The following is a 1921-nucleotide window of genomic DNA, read 5'->3' as shown; positions in this document are numbered from 1 at the left end:
CGCCCTTGACGCCAGGCCCAAAGCTGAGGGCTGATATAATAAACCAGGGGGATACCAAGTTTTTTCACCTGGGGAGCAACCAGATGAAGATTAAAATCCGGGAAATCAACCAGCACAACCAGGTCAGGTAGCTGCTGCTGAAGGTAGGTTTTTATTTTCTTCCAGCCTTTGACAATGTCTGGAATGCGGCCTAGCACTTCGGTAATCCCAACCACCGACAAGCGTGAGGATGGAAAAATCAGGGAAATCCCGGCGGCAGCCATGCGTGAACCGCCAACTCCATCAAGCTGAACTCCGGGAAGTATCTCCCTGATGGCAAGGGCGAGATTGGCGCCATGAAAATCCCCTGAATCTTCACCGGAAATAATACAGATTCTTACTGCCTTATGGAGTACATCCCGGGAACCTTCAGCTGAATTCATGGACATTCATCTTCGCAACCTGATTATTGCCCTTGAGCTGCAGCAATAATCTCTTTAATCCTGAATGCTATTTTCAATGCCGCCAGGCCATCGGCACCGGACACCGTCGGTTCACTTTGATCACGAACAGACTGCACAAATGATTCAATTTCCAGCTTCAATGAATCAGCTTCAGGATATTCATGTTTCTGTACATTAATATCAGGAATAGGAGAATAATAATCCAGCTCTTTTTTTTCGCATTGAACCAGGGAGAAGTTTGATAAATCCATTGAAATATAAACATCAGGTTGAAAAAGACGGATTTTACGTTCCTTCTGGATTGATACCCGACTGGCTGTCAGGTTGCAAACCGCACCATTAGTGAAATGAATTCTCACGTTAGCGATATCAACCTGACCAGAAAGTACCGGCACCCCAACGGCAAAGATTGCTGAAATTGGACTTTTCACCAGACAAAGCACCAGATCCAGATCATGAATCATCAGATCCAACACCACATCCACATCCACACTACGAAAAGTAAAAGGAGATAAACGATGGACCTCAAGAAAGCGTGGCTGTTTGGTTATCTCCAGTCCGGCCGCAAAGGCCGGGTTAAAACGCTCCAGGTGGCCAATCTGCAATATACGCTGTTTTGCTTCGGCCAGACGAACCAGTTCTTCAGCTTCCGCTACCGTGGCCGCAATAGGTTTTTCCAACAGCACATGGACTCCTGAGTTCAGAGCCTGACAGGCAACCTGATAATGATCAACGGTAGGAACCACCACGGAAACAGCATCAACTTGCGGATAAAGCTCTTCAGCAGTGGCTAAAGCCTCGGTATGGTATTGATCGGCTATCTCTTGAGCCTGTTTCTGGTTGATATCTACAATACCAACCAGATCAACATCCGCCATATCGGCATACTTTTGAACATGAAAGCGACCTAAATGGCCAACGCCGACAACGCCAACACGAAGTTTTTTATCACTCATGATTTCCGACAGATTCCCCGTTCAGACCCCCGAATAAATTCCAGCATATGTCTGACTTCGGGAAATTGAACATAATCTTTCTCCACCTTTTCCACGGCCTGGGCCAATCCAGTCCCCGGCATACGGTGAAAAAGCAGGCGAAAAACCTTTTTTAAAACCCTGGTAGTTTCCTTAGAAAATCCCTGTCGCCTTAAACCAGTCAGGTTAAGACCATGCAAGCGGGAATGGTTTCCAGAGGCCAGGCAGTAAGGCGGTACATCCTGGCTGACCCCGGCCATCCCGGCAATCATGGCCGAACAGCCGATCCGGCAAAATTGATGGATGGCCACCAGACCACCGATAATCGCCTGATTCTCAATAAGAATATGACCGGCCAAGGTGGCTCCATTAGCCATAATTATCTGATCACCCAGCTGACAATCATGGGCTACATGACAATAGGCCATCAAAAAACAATGGTTTCCCACCCGGGTTACAACCCCACCACCAGGAGTACCCCGACTGATGGTAACATATTCACGG

The 1921-nt window shown here is 47.6% G+C and carries 3 protein-coding genes; all 3 read right to left on the bottom strand.

The features are described 5' to 3' along the window. A partial coding sequence (locus U9P07_11420; GenBank protein ID MEA2110018.1) for a lipid-A-disaccharide synthase occupies positions 1 to 428 on the bottom strand: 428 nt, incomplete at its 3' end. 17 nt (positions 429 to 445) lie between these two features. Next, positions 446 to 1399, bottom strand: a complete 954-nt coding sequence (locus U9P07_11415; GenBank protein ID MEA2110017.1) for a Gfo/Idh/MocA family oxidoreductase — start codon at positions 1397 to 1399, stop codon at positions 446 to 448. After that, positions 1396 to 1921, bottom strand: a 526-nt coding sequence (gene lpxA, locus U9P07_11410) for an acyl-ACP--UDP-N-acetylglucosamine O-acyltransferase (GenBank protein MEA2110016.1), incomplete at its 5' end; no start/stop codon positions are given. The genes lpxA and U9P07_11415, both read right to left, overlap by 4 nt.

This window comes from Pseudomonadota bacterium, assembly GCA_034660915.1.
In the GTDB taxonomy this organism is placed as follows: Bacteria; Desulfobacterota; Anaeroferrophillalia; order Anaeroferrophillales; family Anaeroferrophillaceae; genus DQWO01.
Note: the sequence above shows the minus strand (reverse complement) of the source record. Positions and strands in the feature narration are given on the sequence as shown.

Excerpts from the sequence above, each read along its gene's own strand:
- U9P07_11415 (MEA2110017.1), bottom strand. The coding sequence starts at position 1,399 with ATGAGTGATAAAAAACTTCGTGTTGGCGTTGTCGGCGTTGGCCATTTA.